Genomic DNA, 264 nt, shown 5'->3' on the forward strand with positions numbered 1-264 from the left:
GACGATCGCGGACTGGCGGCCGAACGGCTCGGCCTCGAAGGGGCGGACGCCCGGCAGGACGTCGAGGATCGTCGCCCAGGCGAAGACGCTCTTAAGCAGCCAGACCAGGGCCGTGAGCCGCATGAACCAGATCAGCACAGTGTCCCACGTGCCGGGCGCCGGCCCTTGGGCGCGCTCGATGCGGTCGCTCGGGATGCCGCCCGGCCTCGGCGTCTTGCGCCGGATCGGAAGGTAGCCGGGCACTATCGAGGGCTCGCGGGCGTG

General features: G+C 72.0%; 1 protein-coding gene. It reads right to left on the bottom strand.

The features are described 5' to 3' along the window. On the bottom strand, positions 1-243 hold a 243-nt coding region (locus KZZ06_RS21160; RefSeq protein WP_219581914.1), incomplete at its 3' end, for a hypothetical protein. Between the last annotated feature and the right edge of the window lie 21 nt (positions 244-264).

This window comes from Sulfitobacter sp. CW3, assembly GCF_019392245.1.
Classification (GTDB): domain Bacteria; phylum Pseudomonadota; class Alphaproteobacteria; order Rhodobacterales; family Rhodobacteraceae; genus Sulfitobacter.